The organism is Rhizobium sp. PRIMUS64 (assembly GCF_023006465.1).
Taxonomy (GTDB): domain Bacteria; phylum Pseudomonadota; class Alphaproteobacteria; order Rhizobiales; family Rhizobiaceae; genus Rhizobium; species Rhizobium leguminosarum.
The window spans coordinates 80,263-99,411 of sequence record NZ_JALBGX010000004.1; the positions used below are offsets into that span (position 1 = coordinate 80,263).

General features: G+C 61.1%; 18 protein-coding genes. 3 read left to right on the forward strand and 15 right to left on the reverse strand.

The window, feature by feature from the left end:
• Positions 1–38 precede the first annotated feature (38 nt).
• The 9 genes from MOV76_RS03385 to MOV76_RS03425 all read right to left on the reverse strand — a co-directional run bounded on the left by MOV76_RS03385 (position 39) and on the right by MOV76_RS03425 (position 11,453).
• The gene (locus tag MOV76_RS03385) at positions 39–1,664 is read right to left on the reverse strand and encodes a GMC family oxidoreductase (RefSeq protein ID WP_247263823.1); all 1,626 of its coding nucleotides are present in this window, start codon (positions 1,662–1,664) and stop codon (positions 39–41) included.
• Positions 1,661–3,190 (reverse strand): FGGY-family carbohydrate kinase, encoded by a 1,530-nt coding sequence (locus MOV76_RS03390; protein WP_247263824.1) that lies wholly within the window; start codon positions 3,188–3,190, stop codon positions 1,661–1,663. The genes MOV76_RS03385 and MOV76_RS03390 overlap by 4 nt, the downstream gene beginning before the upstream one ends.
• A gap of 31 nt (positions 3,191–3,221) precedes the next feature.
• The gene (locus MOV76_RS03395) at positions 3,222–4,064 is read right to left on the reverse strand and encodes a class I fructose-bisphosphate aldolase (RefSeq protein WP_047620649.1); all 843 of its coding nucleotides are present in this window, start codon (positions 4,062–4,064) and stop codon (positions 3,222–3,224) included.
• The gene (locus MOV76_RS03400) at positions 4,037–5,785 is read right to left on the reverse strand and encodes a glycerol-3-phosphate dehydrogenase/oxidase (protein WP_130729618.1); all 1,749 of its coding nucleotides are present in this window, start codon (positions 5,783–5,785) and stop codon (positions 4,037–4,039) included. Before MOV76_RS03400 ends, MOV76_RS03395 begins: the two co-directional genes overlap by 28 nt.
• Before the next feature lie 12 nt (positions 5,786–5,797).
• Positions 5,798–6,793, reverse strand: coding sequence for an aldo/keto reductase (locus MOV76_RS03405; RefSeq protein WP_247263825.1), 996 nt, complete (start codon positions 6,791–6,793; stop codon positions 5,798–5,800).
• Complete coding sequence (locus MOV76_RS03410; RefSeq protein WP_247263826.1) at positions 6,790–7,794, reverse strand: sugar-binding transcriptional regulator; 1,005 nt, start codon at positions 7,792–7,794, stop codon at positions 6,790–6,792. The genes MOV76_RS03405 and MOV76_RS03410 overlap by 4 nt, the downstream gene beginning before the upstream one ends.
• Position 7,795: 1 nt before the next feature.
• Complete coding sequence (locus MOV76_RS03415; protein ID WP_247263827.1) at positions 7,796–8,788, reverse strand: ABC transporter permease; 993 nt, start codon at positions 8,786–8,788, stop codon at positions 7,796–7,798.
• A 28-nt stretch (positions 8,789–8,816) separates the two neighbouring features.
• On the reverse strand, positions 8,817–10,355 hold the full coding sequence (locus MOV76_RS03420; RefSeq protein WP_247263843.1) for a sugar ABC transporter ATP-binding protein: 1,539 nt from the start codon (positions 10,353–10,355) through the stop codon (positions 8,817–8,819).
• Positions 10,356–10,424: 69 nt separating this feature from the next.
• Positions 10,425–11,453 carry a substrate-binding domain-containing protein gene (locus MOV76_RS03425; protein ID WP_247263828.1) on the reverse strand — a complete coding sequence of 343 codons (1,029 nt, stop codon included), beginning with the start codon at positions 11,451–11,453 and terminating at the stop codon, positions 10,425–10,427.
• Positions 11,454–11,631: 178 nt separating this feature from the next.
• Here MOV76_RS03425 and MOV76_RS03430 point away from each other — a divergent pair, with 178 nt between their 5' ends.
• Entirely contained in the window at positions 11,632–11,805 is a 174-nt protein-coding gene (locus MOV76_RS03430) for a hypothetical protein (protein WP_155295843.1), read from the forward strand.
• 63 nt (positions 11,806–11,868) lie between these two features.
• On the opposite strand, the gene MOV76_RS03435 is transcribed toward MOV76_RS03430, so the two are convergent.
• From MOV76_RS03435 to MOV76_RS03460, 6 genes are read right to left on the reverse strand one after another with little or no spacing between them, the layout of a single operon-like run.
• Entirely contained in the window at positions 11,869–12,165 is a 297-nt protein-coding gene (locus MOV76_RS03435) for a YciI family protein (protein WP_018444973.1), read from the reverse strand.
• Complete coding sequence (locus MOV76_RS03440; protein ID WP_247263829.1) at positions 12,162–13,010, reverse strand: dioxygenase; 849 nt, start codon at positions 13,008–13,010, stop codon at positions 12,162–12,164. Before MOV76_RS03440 ends, MOV76_RS03435 begins: the two co-directional genes overlap by 4 nt.
• Positions 13,011–13,030: 20 nt before the next feature.
• A complete protein-coding gene (locus tag MOV76_RS03445) occupies positions 13,031–14,089 on the reverse strand; it encodes a maleylacetate reductase (protein ID WP_210069398.1) in 1,059 nt (352 codons plus the stop codon).
• 1 nt (position 14,090) lies between these two features.
• Complete coding sequence (gene tsdA, locus MOV76_RS03450; RefSeq protein WP_210069408.1) at positions 14,091–15,071, reverse strand: gamma-resorcylate decarboxylase; 981 nt, start codon at positions 15,069–15,071, stop codon at positions 14,091–14,093.
• 47 nt (positions 15,072–15,118) lie between these two features.
• Positions 15,119–16,351 carry a flavin-dependent monooxygenase gene (locus tag MOV76_RS03455; protein ID WP_210069410.1) on the reverse strand — a complete coding sequence of 411 codons (1,233 nt, stop codon included), beginning with the start codon at positions 16,349–16,351 and terminating at the stop codon, positions 15,119–15,121.
• Positions 16,352–16,361: 10 nt separating this feature from the next.
• On the reverse strand, positions 16,362–16,901 hold the full coding sequence (locus MOV76_RS03460) for a flavin reductase family protein (RefSeq protein WP_210069412.1): 540 nt from the start codon (positions 16,899–16,901) through the stop codon (positions 16,362–16,364).
• A 201-nt stretch (positions 16,902–17,102) separates the two neighbouring features.
• On the opposite strand from MOV76_RS03460, the gene MOV76_RS03465 reads away from it, so the two are divergent.
• Positions 17,103–17,555 carry a MarR family winged helix-turn-helix transcriptional regulator gene (locus tag MOV76_RS03465; RefSeq protein WP_018245861.1) on the forward strand — a complete coding sequence of 151 codons (453 nt, stop codon included), beginning with the start codon at positions 17,103–17,105 and terminating at the stop codon, positions 17,553–17,555.
• A 182-nt stretch (positions 17,556–17,737) separates the two neighbouring features.
• Complete coding sequence (locus tag MOV76_RS03470) at positions 17,738–19,039, forward strand: aromatic acid/H+ symport family MFS transporter (protein ID WP_247263830.1); 1,302 nt, start codon at positions 17,738–17,740, stop codon at positions 19,037–19,039.
• Positions 19,040–19,149: the final 110 nt, after the last annotated feature.

A 19,149-nucleotide genomic window follows, 5' to 3' on the forward strand; every position in this document is an offset into this window, starting at 1 on the left:
AATTCCACGCATTCACTTTAGAGAATGCGAGGGGCTAATTACGCCCCTGATAGGACGCTCTCCGCGGCCTTCTCGGCAATCATGATCACCGGCGAGTTGGTGTTTCCCGACACGATCGTCGGCATGATCGATGCATCGACCACCCGCAGTTTCGCCAGCCCATGCACCCGCAATTGCGGATCGACAACCGCCATCACGTCGTTGCCCATCTTGCAGGTGCCGACCGGATGGAAGATTGTTGTGGCGATATCCCCGACGCGACGGATCAGCTCCTCGTCACTCTGGTATTCCAGGCCCGGCAGCATTTCCTGCGGCCGGTACTTGCGAATGGCGCCGGCCTCCATGAGCCGGCGGGCGTGCCGAACCGATTTCGTCGCAACCAACCGGTCGCCGACGGTCGAAAGATAATTCGGTCGGATTTCCGGCGCCACGGAAGGGTCCGGGCCGCCAACATGCACAGTCCCGCGGCTTTCCGGCCGCAGATTGCAGACGGAGACGGTGACGGCGGGATATTTGTGCAGCGGCTCGCCGAGCCGGTCGGTGCTCAAGGGCTGTACGTGATATTCGAGATCGGCGGTCGCAACAGCGGGGTCGCTCTTGGCAAAGATACCGAGCTGGCTCGGTGCCATCGACAGTGGCCCTGACCGGCGCAGCATATATTCAAGCCCCATGCCCGCCCGGGTGAACAGGTTGTGATAGAGTTGGTTCAGCGTCTTTGCGCCCTCGATGCGGAAGACCGTACGGATTTGCAGATGGTCCTGCAGGTTTTCGCCGACACCCGGAAGTTCATGGACGACGTCGAGTCCGGCAGCCGACAGCACATCCGGGCGACCGACCCCGGAAAGCTCCAGGATTTTCGGTGAATTGATCGCACCGGCAGACAGAATGACCTCGCGACCGGCGCGAGCCAGATGATTCTGCCCGTTCAGCCGGAATCGCACGCCGGTCACCATTCTGCCGTCGAATTCCAGCCGCTCGGTTTCGGCGCTGGTCAGCACACATAGATTGGGCCGCTTCATTGCCGGGCGCAAAAAGGCCTTGGTCGTATTCCAGCGCAGGCCGCCGCGTTGGTTGACCTCGAAATAGCCGGAGCCCTCATTGTCGCCATCGTTGAAATCGTCGGTCTTCGGGATACCGAGTTCTTCGGCGGCATCACGAAAGGCATCGAGGATCGGCCAGGAAAGCCGCTGCTTTTCCACCCGCCATTCGCCGCCTGCCCCGTGCATCGGCGACTTGCCGCGATAATTGTCCTCGGATTTCAGGAAATAGGGCAGCACGTCGTCCCAGCCCCAGCCGGAATTGCCCGCCTGCCGCCAACCGTCGTAATCGGCTGCCTGGCCGCGCATGTAGATCATACCGTTGATCGAAGAGCAGCCGCCCAGCAGTTTTCCGCGCGGATAGGGCAATGACCGGCCGTTCAGTCCGGCCTCCGCCGCCGTCTTCATCATCCAATCGGTGCGTGGATTGCCCATGCAGTAGAGATAGCCGATCGGCACATGCACCCAATGATACCGGTCGCTGCCGCCGGCTTCGAGCAACAGGACGCGGGTTTTCGGATCGGCCGACAGCCGGTTGGCCAGAACGCATCCCGCCGATCCTGCGCCGACGATGATGAAATCGTAGCTTCCCGCATCAATGGCCGCATCATTCACACGCATGTTCATGCCGCCGCCCCCGCTGCGGCCAGCGGGACCGCTGTCAGACGCCGCCAGAGCGGTGCCATCGCTTCGGCGATATCCTGATAAAGAGCGTAGCGCCGCGCATAGTGTGCCTCAAGCAAGACATCCGGACGATAATACCGCTCTGCCCGAACCATGGCCGCAGCACCAGCGCCGAAGTCCGCGAAAATGCCGACGCCGGTTCCGGCCGCAATAGCCGCTCCCAGCGCACCGGTTTCACGCGAGCGGGCAACGCTGACCGGAACGCCGAGCACATCGGCGAAGATCTGCGGCCAGATCAGGCTGCGCGAGCCGCCACCGGACAGCGCGGCTTCGTTGAAGACCGCGCCCGCCTTTCGGATCGTCTCGATGTGCTGGCGATGACCGAAGGCGACACCTTCGAGAAGCGCGCGAACGAGATGCCCCTTGGTGTGCCAACCGGCAAGACCGTAGAAGCCGGCGCGCGCGTGGCCGTCCTGCTGGGCGCCATAGAGATATGGATGGTAGATCGGATCGTCTGCCGTGGGCTCGATCGCCCCGGCCAGCGCGCAGCAGGCATCAAAGGGCGAAACGCCTTCAGCATGCTCGCCTTCGAAGAACTCCCGCACCAGCCATTCGAGATTGGCAGCCGAGGTGGCGCTGTTCTCCATCGCCATGTAGCGGCTGCGATCGAAGGTCGAGGACATAAAGACTGGCTCGTCGAGGTCGGGGCTGTCGATGATGACCTGGTTGATGCTCCAGGTGCCGGCAATGATCGAGGCGCTGCCGGTGCGCGCAACGCCGGAGCCGAGCGCCGAGGCGACGACGTCGAACAGTCCGCCGACCACAGGTGTACCAGCGGCGAGCCCGGTTTGCGTCGCTACCTCTTCCGTCACGGTCCCGGCAATGTCGGCGCTTTCGATGAGCGGCGGCAAGAGGTCCATGCAATCGTCCAGTCCATAGGCCTCCATCAGCGCCTTGTCGTAGCGGCGCGCGGCAAGATCCAGCAGACCGGCCCCCGACATGTCGGACACTTCGCTGACACGCTGGCCGGTCAGGCGGTTGACGACGAAATCCTTGGAGAAGAACACCGTACCGATGCGGTTGAACAGATCAGGCCGGTGACGCTTCAGCCAGGCAAGCAATGTCGGCGTCTGGGATGGCCACGGACGCTGGCGGGCAATCGGATAGGTCCGGTCACCAACGCCGGCTTCTCGCCATTCATCGACCAACCCGGCCGCCCGCGTGTCGAGCGACTGGATGCCGAGCAGCGGAGCGCCGTCGCGATCAAGCGCATAAAGACCGTTGCCATGCCCGGCGCAACCGATCGCGGCGATTTCCTCCGGCTGGATCTCTGCCTTTTCGATGCAGGCGCGGATGACCTGCCGTGCATTTGTCCAGAGTTCGTCCAACCCTCGCTCGACATGCCCCGGGCTCGGCATGCGGCTGTGTCCTTCTTCGGACGCAGCCGCGATCTCGTTGCCGTGCCGGTCGAAAATCACCGCCTTGATAACGGTGTTTCCGGCGTCGAGCCCCAAAAGATACTCTCCCATGCAGAACCCTCCCGAGATTCGAAATCGCTGCTCAGCCCTGCTGATAGAGCGCAAAGGCCTGTTCGCCGCTCGCGTCCTCGTGCACGATCGCCATCAGCCCGCGCACCACGGCACTCGGATTGGCGTGCTGATAGATGTTGCGGCCATAGACCATGCCCATTGCACCCTGCCGCATCAAGGCCGCGGATTTGTCGAAGACGGCACGAAGATCCTCCTTGCCGCCGCCGCGCACGAGAACCGGGCAACGCGCTGCTTCCACCACTCTGTGGAAATCCTCGGCATTGGTGGTTGGGTCCGCCTTGACGATATCCGCACCCATCTCGCGGGCGAGCCGCGTCAACGTAACGATCTTGTCGGCATCGCCGTCGACCATGTAGCCGCCCTTTTCCGTCACCGGCTGCATCACCAGCGGCTCGATCATCAGCGGCATGCCATACTTGTCGCAATCGGCCCGCACGCGAGAAATATTCTCAACGCACTGGCGGAACAGGTCCGGCTCGTCCGGCAGCATGAACAGGTTGACGACGACGCAGGCGGCATCCATCTCGATCGCGCCGATCAATGGCTCGGCCTCGTTCTGCAGCACCGCCCACATGTCGCGGTGGCGGATCCGGTTATAGGGATTGCCCATGTCGATGCGCAGGACCAGCGCCGGCTTGTCCTTGCCGGGCACATGCTGCAGCAGGTCGGCCTGGCCGTAATTCATCTGGATCGCGTCCGGCCCTGCAGAAACCAGCGCCTTGACGACGGCCTGAATGTCCTCCAGCCCGTTGAGGAAGGATGGTTCGTTGCAGACGCCGTGATCGATCGCCACGTCGAGGCAACGGCCGCCGCCGAACAGCCGGTTCATCCGGACTTTGCTGTTGTGTCGCATTCTGTGCTCCTTGGTTCGTTCCTTGCTGAAAGCATGTCTTCGTCGACGCCGTGGCGTTGGTTGAGAAGGGTGAGAAAACGGTCGCGCTCACCGGCGCGATGCGCGAGCGTCCAGCGCTTTTCCTGCGCCAGCAGGTCGAGTGCGGCATCCATCATGTCGAGCGTAAGCTCGCCCAAAACGGCAAGCGTCGTGCGCCGCAAAAGCAGATCGTCGAGATGTTCCACCGCTTCCTCGCGGATCAGGAACTGCAATTCGCGCATCGAGTAGCCGGCGTGCGGCAGCGCCGCATCGGGGCCTGCCGCGATGAAGCCGGCAATTGCCTCAGCATCCGTGCCGTATCGGGCAAACAGTTCAGCCATGCGCCCTCCGGAAAGGCCTTTGCCGGCCGCCATCTGCGTTAGCCAGGCGGGCGCGTTGGCGGGAAATGCTCGACCACCGCCGATCGGCCGATCGGTTGTCGCAACGCGGCGGCGCCTGCCGAGCCTTGCCAAAGCCATGTCGGCCGCCAGTTCCCCGAAGGACCGGAATGTCGTCCACTTGCCGCCGATCATGCACAGTACCGGCGGACCACCATCCTTCGGCTCTACGAGCGTGCAGAAGTGATCGCGCGGGATGCGGCCGGTAAAACTGTCGGTGCTGGCCGGCAGCGGCCGCACGCCGGAAAACTGGAAAACGATTTGTTCGGGCCGGATGGGAATGCCTGGCAGCACGAAGGCAAGCGATTGCAGGATATAATCCCGCTCGTCCGCCTCGCAGCGCACCGTTTCCGGATCATCGACGCGGATATCGGTGGAACCGACGAGAACCTTGCCGAGATAAGGAAACAGGATGCAGATCCGCCCGTCCTCGTTCTCGTAGTAGATCATGTGATCCGCGAGCGCGTCGCGCAGGTCCGCATTGTCGATGATGAGATGCGAGCCCTTGGTGCCGCCCATCAGCGGTGACGGCCGCGCTTCCGGCGAAAACAGGGTCTGATTGGCGATGTCGATCCAGCCGCCGGTGGCGTTGATGATCAGCGTCGGCTCGACGATAACGGACGCGCCGCCGATCTGGTCTTCGACACGATATTGGCCATCCTCTGTCCGCTGCAATTCGGCATAGTTCAGCGCCATCGCCCCGAACTTTGCTAAAAGACCATCCTGCAGAAGCTCGATACCTAGCCGCTCCGGATGGCTGACCCAGGCGTCGAAATAGGTGGCGGAACTCTTGATGTCGGGATTGAGCGCCGGCCATTTGGCAAGCGTCGTGCGCCGGCCGCGAAACTGGTGGCGCGGCATCAATGCCCGCTTGCGCGTCAGGAAATCATAGATGCTCAGGCCCGCCTTGATGGCGACGGCGCCACGGCGGCTCGGGCGACGGCTGAGGCCCAGGAAGCGGACGATGCCATTGCCGAGGCCGGAAAAGATATCGAACACCGGCACCGTCGTCGGCAGCGGCGCGACATAATGCGGCGCGTTGCGCAACAGCCGGTCCCGCTCGACCAGCGATTCCTGCACCAGCTTGAATTCGCCATTTTCAAGATAGCGAAGCCCGCCATGGACCATGCGCGACAGCGCCGAACTGGCCCCGGAGCAATAGTCGTGCTTCTCGACGAGTAGCACACTCAGTCCCTGCAGCGCCAGTTCTCGAAAGACGCTGATGCCGTTGATGCCGCCACCGATGACACACACGTCCACCTTCGGGCTCTGGCGGAGCCCGTCCAATATCTCTTGCCGTTTCATGATGGCGATCCGCTACCTGTCCATGTCAGTCAGTTTCGCCGCTATGGCCGAATCGATGGCCGCAAGATCGGCCGCATCCAGCCGGATGGTCCCGGCCCGCGCATTGTCGAGCGCTTGTGCCGGATTGCGCGCCCCGCAAAGTGCAAAAGTGATGCCCGGCTGCGCCAGCGTCCACGCAATCACGATCTGGGCGATGCTCGCGCCGTGTTTTTCTGCGACCGGCCGGATGGCGTTGGCCAACGCCGTCGCCTTCTGGCGGTTGTCGACTGAAAAGCGCGGATTGTCCTTGCGCTGGTCATCGCCGGAAAACACACGGTCGGGACCGATGGTGCCGGACAGCAACCCCAGCGCCAGAGACGAGTAGCTCAGCGTCGCAATGCTGTTGGCCTTGGTCAGTGGCAGGAGCTCCGCCTCGATCTCCCGGTCGATCATGCTGAACCGCTCCTGGATCGCATCGAGACCACCGATAGCGATATAGGCATTGAGGTCGTCGGGGCTGACATTGCTTGCGCCGATTGCCCGGATCTTGCCCGATGTGCGCAGGTCTTCCAGCGTCCGCATCGTTTCCTCGACCGAGGTCGTCGGATCCTGCCAATGGGTGATGTAGAGATCGATATAGTCGGTTCCGAGCCGCCTCAGGCTTTCCTCTACCTCGTGCAGGATCGCGTCGCGACCGAGATAACGGTGGACCGGCTTGCCGTCTTGATCGAAGAAATGACGGCCCTTCTGCGTATGCCAGACAAGGCCGCATTTGGTGGCAATGACAGCCTTGTCGCGGCGCCCAGCCAGTGCCTTGCCGACGATCTCTTCGGAACGTCCGAGCCCATAGGCTGGCGCCGTGTCGATCAGCGTCACGCCGGCATCGAGCGATGCCTGGATCGCGGCGATGGATTCGGCCTCATCGGTCCCGCCCCACATCCAGCCGCCGATCGCCCAGGTGCCCAGTCCCACCGCCGAGGCGGAAACGCCGGACTTGCCGATCTCACGTGTCAATTGCTGTCCGCTCATGCCCATTTTCCTTCGCCATTCGCCAGTGCCAGCACCCGCGCACCCGTCGCCTCATCGGTCACCAGCGTATCCAGGTGATTGCCCCTGAGAATGCTGAGGATCGGGCCTGCCTTGTTCGGCCCGCTCGCCACACCGATCTTGGTGGGGATCGAGGCGAATTCCGGCAGCGTCAGCGACACCAGCGAACGGTTGAGGCTGTAGTCGCAGACCTGGCCATGATCATCGAGTAGATGCGCCAGCAATTCGCAGGAGGCGCCGGACCGCTCGATCGCGGCGCGGTCGGTGCTTGAGGACGGATGCAGGTCGTAATAGCTCGAATCGTCCGACAGGATCGAGCCGATGCCGACTACCGCCACCTTCGCCTCGCGGGCCCGTTTGAAAACGTCTGCGACGGAACGCATGTTGATCAGCATCGCCCGCTGCTCGGCATCGTCGGCAAAGAGAGGCGCATGGATCTGGTAGGAACGTCCCCCAAGCCGGTCGGCCATCAAGGTCGAGACATGATTGACGTCGGTATAGTGTTTACCCTGCACGCATCCGGTTGCTGGAATGACCTCGACATTGAACCGACGCGGCGGCTGCAGACCGGCGACGACGGCGCTCACCCCTTTGCCGCCGGTGATGCAGATCGTATCGCCGTCGGTGATCTCTTCCAGCAGCAACCTTGCTGCCGCTTCGCCGACGGCCTGGAGCGCCGTCTGCGGATTGTCGGACACGGTCGGCACCACCACGGCGCGGCCGATGCCGCCAAGCGCTCGTAGCCGTTCTTCCATGTCGACCAGCGGCTCGACCGGCGACTTGATCTTGATCTCGACCAGGCCGAGCTGGCGGCCGCGCTTGATCAGGCGGTTGACGGTGGCGTGCGAGATGCCCAACTGATCGGCAATCTGCGCCTGTGTCAGTCCCTCGAGGAAATGCAGAACCAGAGCCTGGTGCATCTGTCGGGCGATGACGATTTCCTCGCGCGGCGCGTTTGCGGGTTTGAGTTTGGCTATCGGCATATCAGGCAGCCTTCCGCTTGTGCAGGAAATGGTCGATCGAGACGGCGGCAAGCAGAATGCAGCCTTTGATCATGTCTTGCCAATAGACGGACACGTCGAGCAAGATCAACGAGCTTGTTACGACCGACAGCAGGGCAATGCCGAGAATTGCCCCGAGGATCGTGCCGGAGCCGCCATTCAGCGACGCACCGCCGATCACCGCGGCTGCGATGATGTTGAGCTCCATGCCGACCCCAAAGGTCGGGGTCGCGGCACCGAAGCGGGACATATAGATCACACCGGCAACGCCGGACAGCGTGGCGCAGAGCACCGTCACCCAGAACTTCACCTGGTTGGTCTTGATCCCGGAATAGAGCGCCGCCTTCTCGTTGCTGCCGGTGTAGAACACCTTGCGGAAGGCGGTTGCCCGGCGCAGCAAGAAATCGAACAGCACGACGACCGCGACAAAAATCAGGATCACATAGGGAACGCCGTAGAATGTGCCCTGCCCGACCGCCTTGAACGAAGGTGGCAAGGTGAACAGTGACAGCGGCGTGCCCTTGGTGATGATCAGGCAGATGCCACGCACAATGACCATGGCCGCAAGCGAGGTGATGAAGTGGTTGAGCCCGACCACCGTGACGAAGAAGCCCATGACACAGCCGATCAGGCCGCTGGCAATGATCCCGATCAGGGATGCGCTCCACGGATCGAGCCCCATCAGGAACAGCGAGCCCGACAACACCATCGAGAAACAGACGACCGAGCCGACCGACAGGTCGATGCCGCCGACGATCAACAGGATGGTCATGCCGACGACGACGATCCCTTCCACCGAGAACGACATCAGCATCGCCCGGAAGTTGCCGAGCGTCAGAAAATGCGGCGAGGCAAAGCTCATGACGATGCAGAGCACCATGATGATCGCGATCAATCCCGCCTCGCGCATCGTTCCCAGCCGTTTCCAGCCGGGCGTGCGTGCCTGATGTACAGCTGCCAGCGTAGCGTCCGCCATGACCTTGTCTCCTGCCCCTGCGTTTTCTTTATGCGGCATGCTCTGATGCCTTTGAATTGTTGTGACCGCCGATACCCGAGGCGAGCCGCATGATCGCTTCTTCCGTCATCGTCTCGCCCTCGACCTCGCCTGCAACCGTGCCCTCGTGGATGACCAGCACCCGGTCGCACAGACCGAGAAGCTCCGGCAGTTCCGACGAGATGACGACGATACCGATGCCAGAGCGCGCGAGATCGCGCAGCAGCCGGTGAATTTCCGATTTGGCCCCGACGTCGATGCCGCGGGTCGGCTCGTCCATCAGGATGACCTTGGGATTGACGGCCAATTGCTTGGCAATCGCCACTTTCTGCTGGTTTCCGCCCGACAGCGACGAGACCGGCATGTCGATGCCACCCATCCGCACGCCGAGCCGCCGGACAAGGTCGCGGGCCCGAGCCGCCTCGGCGTTGGAATTCAACAGTCCCAGCGGCCCGGTCAGCGATTTCAAATCGAGCACAGCAATGTTCTGGGCGATGGAAAGATCGAGGAAAATGCCGGAGCCTTTCCGATCTTCCGACAGGTAGACGACGCCCGCCTGCGCGGCCTGCGCATAGGAGTGCGCCCACAGCCGCTGTCCATGCAATTGCACCTCGCCGTCGATTGCCGGCCGCAATCCGCAAATACCTTCGGCTATCTCGGTGCGGCCCGAGCCGATGAGCCCGCCGACGCCGAGAATTTCACCCTTGCGCAGTTCGAAACTCACATCGGTGAAGCGTCTGCCGTCACCGAGATCGCGGACGCTCAGAATGATCTCGTCGGTCCGCTCCGACGGCGCCTGCTTTTCCGGATAGAGCTGGGTGATCTCGCGTCCGACCATGCGGCGCACCACATCATCGGGCGTCAATTCCGCCACCATTTCCGTCGAGACATAGCGGCCATCGCGAAAGACGGTGACCCGGTCGCACAGGCTGAAGATTTCGGCCATGCGGTGACTGATATAGATGATCGAAATACCCTGCGCCTTGAGGTCGCGGATGATTTCGAACAGGATCTGGGTCTCCGATTCCGTCAAAGCCGCCGTCGGTTCGTCGAAGATCAGCACGCGACAATCGAGCGTCAGTGCCTTGGCGATCTCGACAAGCTGCTGGCTGGAAATCGACAAATCGCCGACTTTGCGGCGCACGTCGATTGGTGCCAGACGATTCATCACGACCTGCGCATCCCGCTCCAGCCGGCCATAATTCATGAAAGGCGAGCGGCGGCGGTTGGTCGCTGCCATGAACATGTTCTCGGCCACCGTCGCATCGGGGCAGAGCGCGATTTCCTGATGCACGAGGCCAAGCCCGAGCGATTGCGCCACGGCCGGCGACGTCACCTTTACCGGCGCGCCATCGACGAGAACGTCCCCCCCGGTCGGCTGCAGCACGCCGGCAATGATGTTCATCAGCGTCGACTTGCCCGCGCCGTTTTCGCCGCAAAGCGCATGAACCTCGCCCTTCTCCAGGCTGAAGCTCACATCCGTCAACGCCTTCACCGCCCCGAAGTGCTTGCTGACATTGCGGATTTCCAGAACCGGCACCGACGCCATCATCGTCTCCTCCTCACGCTCGCGGTGGCTGTCCGGAGTTTCCTGCCCCCGGACAGCCGGCACAAAGGCTTACTCCTCGATGCCTTTGGTGCCCCGCCGCTTCAGATACTTGTCCCAGTAGAAATCGTCGGCATTATCAGCCGTGACGATCGACAGGCCGTTGTCGACGAACGGAATGCTCATCGGGTTGAAGCCGGCGCGCTTGGCGTCGTTCATCGGGTCGATGAGTTCCGGATGCTTGGCAAGCCACAAAAGCATGAAGCCCATGTAACCCTGCATGCCCTGGTTCGGGTTGATCGAACCGAACACTTCGCCCGCCTTGATCATGTCGAGGATGTTGGCGTTGACGTCGGCGCACATCACGAGGATCTTACCGCCGCTTTCCTTGTTGGCCTGCGAAGCGCCGATGGCCGAGTTCGCTTCCGGCATGAAGACGGCGCCAAGGTTCGGATGTGCCTGCACCAAGCTCATCAGGCCCTGATAGGCCTTGTTCGGGTCCTGGTTGGACGCAGCGCGGCCGACCAGCTTCATATCAGGATATTTTTCCTCCATACGGGCGATGAAGGCGGCGATACGCTTGTCGTGGTTGTCCTGGCCCGGATTTTCCAGAACGGCATATTCACCCTTGCCACCCATCTTTTCGGCAATCGCGTCGGCCGCATAGGTGCCTTCGCGGGTATTGTCCGAGGTGACGAACGAGATGCGCTTGGAAAGCGGCGCATCGGCCGCGAAGGTCACGACCGCCGTGCCCTGGTCGATCGCCCGGTTGATCGGCTCGATGAACGGATCGGAGTTCATCGGATGAACGAGGATACCGGCCGGGTTCTGGGCCAGCGCCTGGTCGAAGGTGGCGATCTGCTTGTTGACGTCATATTCCGGCGTGCCGGTATAGGCGGTCTCGCAGCCGAGCTGCTGACCGGCCTGCTTGAACATTTCATAGACCGGGAACCAATATTCGACGCCCGATACCATGACGTTCATGACGTATTTTTCACCCGGCTTGCAGCGGAACGGATTTTCCGTGCCCGCGCTGGCCACGCCGGCCAAAAGCGTCGATGCAAGGACCGCCAATGCGGTCGTGCTTAGAAATTTGCGCAAGTTTCCTCCTCGAGGCCGAAGCCCCTCCCAAATATCCGGCGGCGCCTCAGCGGCTGCCGATGATCCATTGAAGACCGGAGTTCCTCCTCGAAGTCCGGTATGGGCAGATAATCGCAACGGCAGAGCTCTGTCAATATAATTCATACTGTGAAATATATTTCAGGTATCGACGTTCTGAATGGCGATTGATGCCGCCTTCCGGCGCTCGAAGACATCGAGAAGCGGCATTGATGTCGCTGCATTCGATTTGCCTGAAGACGGTCGCTCGAAGGCCGAAGCGGACCTTCCTCGCACGCGCAGCCGTTTTGGCAAGAATCTGAAGGGTAAAGACCAAGACCGCCGGAGCCTTTGATGGACGGTTGTCTCGGCTCCGCAAGTTCTGCATTTCATCGCCTTCGGCAGGTCGAAACGCTGATCAGAAACTCTCTAGAAGAACCCCAAAAGTAGGCCGCCATTCGTGTATATCGACGCTGCCGTAAACACCGGAGCGGACGAAGGGATCTCCTGCGCTGAACGCCTCGAACTCGGCGAGCGTTTCGACTTCCGCGATCACCAAGGCGGTAGAACCCTTGCCCTCCGCCGACGGTGCAGAGGGTCCGGAAAGCAGGATGCGGATCGCCGCGCCCCGCAGATAGGCCTTGTGTTCGTCGATCAATCGGGAACGTTCGGCAGCCTTGCCGGGGTCGGATACTGCATAGCGGGCAACGATCATTCTCTATTCTCCACTGGCGTCAGCACGAAATCGAAATCGGAACGCCAGACCGTCGCACGATCGACACGCTCGAAAGGCGCAACCAGGCTGTTTTTCACCCCAAACACCGTATCGGATCCCAGATAGGGATCGTCGCCGACAAAGGTGTGGGTTACGAGCTTCTGATAACCTGAAGCCGTGATCAGGTAATGGGTATGGGCAGGACGGTAGGGATGGCGGCCGAGGGAGGTCAGCATCTGGCCGACCGGGCCGTCATCCGGAATCGGATAGGAAACCGGCTTTATGCCGACGAAACTATAGGTGCCATCTGCGCCGGTGACGAAGATACCCCGGTTGTTCCACTTCGGCTGGATGTCCGGCTGCTGGACATCGTAGAAGCCATCGGAATTATCCGACCATACATCGATCTGGGCTCCCTCGATCGGATTGCCGTTAAGATCCAGCACTCGCCCGATGAAGAGACAGCTCTCGCCCTTGCCGTCGAGAGAGATGTTTTCACCCATCTGCCGTATGGGCGCGCCTTCGACATGGAACGGCCCGAACACGGTATTTTCCGTGGCGCCCGGCGGACGCCGGTTGTTGATTGCATCCACCAGCATCGACAAACCCAGCGTATCGCTGAGCAGGATGAACTCCTGTCGCTCGTCATGACAGAGATGGCCGGTTCGGGTCAGGAAGCCGATGGCCAGCGCCCATTCCTCCTGGGTCAGGCTGATATCCTTGGCAAAGGCATGCAGGTGCCTGACAAGCGACGCCATGATTTCGGCCAGACGCGGATTAATGTCCCGCCCCATCCTCGAGTTGACGACTTCCGCGGATCTCTCTTCGCTGAAATATTCAGGCACGTGGCCATCCTCCTAAGGCGTTAACGCGGCCGCGCGCCCTCCCAGGCGCTCTGCAACAAAACCCGGATCGCTTCCCGTTCGATCGGGCGCGGGTTCCAGTAGGGGTTCTGGGCGGCGAGTTCCGCCGCAGGGTCCAGATCGGCTTCCTTCATACCCAGATCGCGCAGCGCCAAGGGGGCGCCGATCGAAGCGGCGAAATCATAGAGACCGCCGCCCAGCGAGCCGCCAAAAAGATCGGCAGCCGGTTTTAACGCATCCGCTGCGGCGGCCGCGTTATAGGCGGAAGAATGGGGAAGAATGACCGCATGGGTTTCCGCATGCGGCAGATCGAAGCTACCGCCCAGCGTATGGCAGAGCTTGTGATGCAGGGCCATGCCAACCGCTCCGAGCACCGTGCCGCACAGCCAGGAACCGTAAAGCGCTTCGCTTCGCGGCTGGATGTCCCCAGGGGCATTGACGATTTGAGGTAAAGCCTGCTTCAGCGCGCGCAGGCCCTCGACCGCCATCATTGACGAAATTGGATTGCGATCCTGTGCATAGAGACCTTCGACCGCATGCGCCATTGCATTTAGCCCGCTGCTGACGCTGATGTTGACCGGTAATCCCAATGTCAATTCTGGGTCGTAGATCACCACTTCGGGCAGGATGCCAGGCCCGCGGACCGTCGTCTTCTGCCCGTTTTCTGTCTGGCCGAGGATCGGTGTAACCTCCGATCCTGCATAGGTCGTCGCCACCACGATTTGTGGCGCGTCGTTGCGATAGGCGATCGCCTTGCCGAGACCGATCGTAGATCCGCCGCCGATTGCGACCACGCAATCGGCGGCGGCCAAGTTGTATGCCGCGATCGCGCGCTCGGTCACATCGACCGGCGTATGCATCGTCGCATCGTGGAACAGTCCCGCCGCAAGCGGACCGAGGGAAGCAGCGATCCGTTCGGCCTCCGCTTTCTGGTGCGGGGTCGAAAGGATCAGGGCGCGCTTGCCGCCCTGCCCTGCAATCGCCTCGGCGAGACGGTTCAACGAGCCGCTCCCGAAGAAGACCTGGGCCGCGCTGGCCGCGTATCTGAAAGGTGCAACCATGCTATCGATCGAGTTTGAAGAGTGAAATCGCATTGGTGCGACCGATCTTCAGACGGTCGGCTTCGGAGATGGTCGTGCTGTCGAACCAGTTTGCAGCATGGTCGACGTTCTCGAATGGCCAGTCCGTCGAGAACAGAATTCGGTCCGCGCCGATTTCCAGCATAGCATCGATAAGCGATTGCGTGCGGAAGTTCCCCGACGTCGTGATGTAGAAATTCTCGTTGAAATAATCGGCAATCGGGCGTTTGGCGGGATAGTTCTTTTCCACCTTGACCCACGCATTCCGGTTGTCGATGCGCCACATCATGTACGGCAGCCCCTCGCCCATGTGACCAACGATGATGCGCAAAGCCGGATGTTCGTCAAACAGGCCGGATCCCATCAAGCGTAGCGCATGAACAGCGGTCTCCTGCGCGAACGCCCATGTCGGACCCATCAGCCAGGAATGGCCGGCATAGATCCGGCTATCCTGCGGCAGCGGGTTGCGCGGATGCAGATAGAAGGGAACGTTGAGTTTTTCGACTTCGGCCCAGAACGGACGATATTGCGGCAGGTCGTAGTAGAGCGGCGTCGTTCCGTCGCCTTCCTGCGAGAAGCCATTGACCAGTGCGCCGACGAAACCCATCGTTGTCACGCAGCGCTGCAATTCCTGCGCGGCCGCATCCGGATCCTGCAGGGGCAAAGCTGCAAATCCCAGGAAACGGTTCGGGTTCTTGACGCATTGCTCCGCCAGAAAGTCGTTGGCGCGCCGGGAAATCTCCAGGGCCTTTGCCTTGTCTGGGATCGCCTGCACGGCTGGAGCGTTCAGCGACAGGATCATTTTCTCAATGCCGTGGGCATCCATTAGCCGCAAACGCTTGTCCTGGATATCCAGAAGACGGGCGGACAGTTCCGTCCAGTAATCGCCCGGCACGAATCCAGCCGAATCCTTTAGCGTCTCGGGAATGGCGAAATGTTCTTCAAGCGCGATCTTGCCTTGCACGATATGCTCTCTTTCCTGTCTTAAACCGAAATAATGGGGATGGCGGATCAGAATTGTCCCTTGGGCGGAAGACCGAGCAGCTGCTGGCCGACCATGGTGCCCACGGCATCCCAGTTCATGGAAATATGGCGCCCGACGGCATTTGCATCGCGCCATGCCCGCTGGACGGGGTTGGACATCTGGAGGCCGAGGCCGCCTGTCGATGCATTGAGAGCTTCCACGGCCCGAAGGGCCAGGCTGACCGCAAAGGACTGGCTACGACGGGCGAGAATCCGATCTTCTTCGGTGATCTCGCCGGCGCCATCCTCGCGGGCCTGGGCCAGTTGCTGCGCCCGGGCAATATCGCGCAGAATGATTTCGCGGGCGGCGTCCACGGATGCGGAGGCTTCCGCCACACGAAGCTGGATCGTCGGAAATTCCGCGATCTTGTTGTTGCCACCGGCCACTGCACCACGTGTCACACGGGCCCCCATGTGGTCGATATAGCTCTCCAATGCGCCCTTCGCCGCACCGACGGCTGCGCTGCCGAGGCAGAACGGAACCCCCATGAGCAGCGGAATGTTGAAAAGGCCGATACCCTTGTAGCCACGTCCGCCCGGCGTTCTGCCGGAGGTCGCATCCGGAAAGCTCAGCATACGGTATTCCGGAACGAAGACATCCTTGAGGATCAGGCTTTTTGAGCCGGTGCCCGCGAGGCCGACAACGTCCCAGGTCTCGGCAATGGCATAATCGCTGGCGGGAACCAGAAGGAACGCCGGCACAGGACGCTCCCCCTCGCCGTTTGGCGGAATGATCGCCGCACAGAGCGCCCACTGGGCATTTTCGCATCCGCTTGCAAAGGCCCAATCGCCGGTTAACCGGAAGCCACCGTCGACGCGTTCCGCCATGCGGACCGGCGCATAGGAACCGCAGAGCAGCGCATCCGGATTGCTGCCCCACACGTCCTGCTGAACCCTTTCATCGAACATGGCGAGGAGCCATTGATGCGCCGAAAGGAGGCCAGCAACCCAGCCGGTGGAGGCACAGGCCGACGACAGTTGGATATTTGCATCGACAAGCTCGGCAAACGATCCTTCGTCGCCACCGAAACGGGCAGGCTTGACGATATCGAAATAGCCGGCGGAGCGCAGCAGATCGATATTGCGTGCCGGCACGCGGCCGGATTTTTCCGTGTCGCGCGCGCCGGCACGGATCTCGTCCAACACCGGGGCGATACGATCTGCAAGACATGCGTTCTCAACCCGCGCCGAGGCGGGAAACAGGGCGGCTGTATTGTTCATGGAACTACCTTCAGTTCTGGGATGCAGGAAGCGCGTGCTGTGGCGCGCAATATTTCGAGTTCTCGTACATCAGCGCGGTCGTGTCGTCGGAATGGCGTGTATCCACCACCTGCCCGATGAAGATCGTGTGCGTTCCATAGGGAACCGCGCCCATACGGCGGCAGACGACCGAGGCATGAGCGGAGCCCAGCACCATCATGCCGCGCTCATGGCGAACCCAATCGGCAGCATCGAAGCGACGCTCAGGCGCAATCTTGCCGCTGAACCCTTCCGATACGGCTGCCTGCCTGTCGGTCAGAACGCTGACGGCGAATTCCGGCACCTCGAGCAGCATGTCGTGCAGGTAGGTGCGATTGTTCAGGCAGATGATGAGAGATGGCGGATCCATCGAAAGTGATGTGACGGCAGTAGCCGTCATTCCATGATCGGCACCGTTGCGACAGGCGGAAATGACCGTCACCGTTGCCGGGAAACGGCGCATGGCCGATCGAAACGCATCGCTGATCGGTGCGGGGGCCGGCGCTATGCCGAGGGCAGCAGTGGCAGACATGATTTCCTCCCGTGTCTCCTTAGTGTCCAAATTATTGCATTTGCAACTATTGTCAATGCAAATTTAGAAATTAGACGGGAAAATGCTTGATCTACCCAGCCGTTCTCGGCAGCAGAAAGCCAATCGTGTTGTCATCCCGGTAATTTAGGTGCATGTCGGAGGGAGCCCTCAGCAAGCCGAATCCCGCCAGCAGACAGAGACATGTACAAACTTACCGATTCCGTTCCCTATCTTCTTAATCGCGCCGGCGTGCGGATAGCCGAGGTATTCGCGCAGAGAATTGCCGAAGACAATCTCAGCGTGGCGATGTACCGGGTCCTGGCCATGCTCAAGGAACGCCGGGAGAGCACCCTGGGGGATCTCGCCGACGTCGTCTCTGTCGAGATTTCGACGCTTTCGCGCCTCGTCGGTACATTGGCCAAGCGCAAGCTGGTGTCGCGAACACGTCCGGAAGATAACGGCCGTATCGTCATCGTAAGGCTGACCCCGCAGGGCGAGGCGATGACGGAAAGGCTTATGCCGCTTGCCGTGGAACTTGAACGCACCGCGGTGCAGGACATGTCGGACGAAGAGGTCGCAGCCCTGAAGAAGGCGCTGCGCCGCATGCACAGCAACCTACCGGCAATATCCGGAAAGGGAAAAGTTGCGAGCTGAAAAGTTTGCAGTTGCAAATATTTTATTCGCAAGTATTTAATAGCGTGTCATCGTTGTCTTGACATCGCCCTCTCACGGGCGAGTCTGGCGCTGGGAGGAACCACGCCGGCAACGATCCAGGAGGATTTGTACATGGATCGACGCGGACCTGCCGCTGGCAGGAGCGTACTTCCTGTACTCAAATGTATGGGGAGGGAAAATTGGCCATACAAGATCTCGCTATTATCAAGGAACACGTTCGCAGCCCGAATATCATCATCGCCCTTTGCGGTCTGCTGATCCTGTTCGACGGCTATGACCTGATCGTCTATGGCGCAGTCGCGCCGGCATTGCTCGCCGAAGCGAGCTGGGGCCTGACGCCCGGCCTGGTCGGACGCGCTGCCTCCATCACCCTGTTCGGCATGCTGCTGGGCGCTCTCGTCGCCGGAACACTTGCTGACAGGATAGGTCGCCGCAAGGTCATCATAGGCAGCCTGCTGAGCTTCTCCGTTATGATGATCGGCAGCGGTCTTGCGCCGAGCTTTCTCATTTTCGAGGGAACACGCTTTCTCGCCGGTCTGGGCCTTGGGGCTCTTTTTCCCACGGTAACTGCTTTGATCATCGAGTTTTCTCCGCCGAAGCGGAAGGCAATAGCCTACTCGATTGCTCTTCTCGGTTATCTGGCTGGCGGCATCATCTCGGGTATCCTCGGACTGCTGCTGGTGCAGAAATACGGATGGCGTCCACTGATGATCATCGGCGGCGCACCGATCCTGCTTCTGCCCTTCTTCATCCGCCTCATCCCCGAATCCCCTGAGTGGCTGGCAACGAAGAACCGCCAGACCGAAGCCAATCAGATTGCAAACCAGTACGGGCTGCCCGATCCCGTAGCCAGGCCTGTTGCGTCACGCCAGGTCGGCATCCGGTCGCTGTTTTCCGAAGGTCGCCTGCTGCCGACATTGAACGCATGGGGCATCCACTTCTGCTCGCTTCTGCTCACATTCGGCATGGTCAACTGGCTTCCGACCATCATGAACAAGATGGGCTATGACCTCGGTTCCGCCCTGCTCTTCTCCGTAACGCTCAATCTCGGAGCCGCAGTCGGCCTCCTGATTGGCGCAAGGATTGCCGACCGCGGAAACGTCAAGATAGTCGTGGCAGGTATGTTTCTCCTCGGAGCCTGCTCGATCTGGTTGCTGACGCAGGTGGATCAGGGCCTCCAGGTCTATGGTCTCGTCGCACTTGCAGGTACGGGAACGATCGGCACGCAGATCCTCGCCAACGTTCTCGTTGGAAACCTCTATCCGGTCGAAATCCGTGGAACCGGCCTCGGCTTCTCGCTCGGCATCGGCCGTATCGGAGGCATGATAGGACCGGCCATCGGCGGTGCGGTTCTGGGTGCAGGCCTGGCTCCGCAGTGGAACTTCTACATCTTCGCATCGGTAGCAGCCTTGGGATGCATGCTCGCACTCATGACGTTGCTGTATCGAAAAACGGCTGATTGACGGCCAGATTGTCGGCAGGCCTGCATCCAGAACCTGCCGACAAGTGGGCACAAGTGCCTAAAGAGACATCTCGCTGCCCAATTCGAGTGCAATCGCTTCAAACTGACCAT